The 665-nt window shown below is 59.1% G+C and carries 2 protein-coding genes; both read left to right on the top strand.

All coding sequences use genetic code 11. The features are described from left to right. Window positions 1-192: DUF1207 domain-containing protein (locus JNK74_29115; GenBank protein MBL7650240.1), on the top strand; the 192-nt coding region annotated here is incomplete at its 5' end. 116 nt (window positions 193-308) lie between these two features. Further along, on the top strand, window positions 309-665 hold a 357-nt coding region (locus tag JNK74_29110), incomplete at its 3' end, for a hypothetical protein (GenBank protein ID MBL7650239.1).

The raw sequence follows: 665 nt of genomic DNA, 5'->3' as shown, positions 1-665 counted from the left end.
ATCAACGGACACATTCGCGAGGAACTCAATTACGGCGGCAACCTCGTCGCCCAAATCGGCTGGCTATGGCGCGGCAATAGCACCAAGGTGTTGCGCACCGGCTTTCACTACTTCAACGGCAAGTCGAACCAGTTCGAGTTCTTTCGCAATTTCGAAGAGCAACTCGGCATCGGGTTGTGGTACGAGTTCTGATCGATTCGCTCTCCGATTACTCCCCGGTTCTCACTCGGCCAGCGGGCAAACGCCTAGCCGTTCTGATTGAACCGCCAAGGACGCCAAGGTTCGCCAAGACGAGTCACTGCCTCCCCATGTTTCTTTGCGCCTTCGCGCCTTTGCGTGAGACAACTTTTTTTGAAATCTCACGCAAAGGCGTAATGGAATTCAAGGGCTTCGTGCGGCTCGCCATTGACGCTAGAATGGCCCGCATGGCAACCGGCGGGGCAAATTATCGACTGTTTTGGCAAGAGTTTCGCCGCACGTTCGACAGCACCGGCGCCATCGCGCCGAGCGGTCGTCGCCTCTGCCGAGCGCTCGCCCGTTATGTCGCGGGCGACGGCCAGCCGCGGCGTATTCTCGAAGTCGGCCCGGGTACTGGCGTCGTCACGGACGCCATCATCATGCAAATGGGCCCGCGCGATACGCTCGACGTCGTCGAGCTCAACGAC

It is taken from the genome of Candidatus Hydrogenedentota bacterium, assembly GCA_016791475.1.
Classification (GTDB): domain Bacteria; phylum Hydrogenedentota; class Hydrogenedentia; order Hydrogenedentales; family JAEUWI01; genus JAEUWI01.
This window is presented reverse-complemented; position numbering and strand designations above follow the sequence as displayed.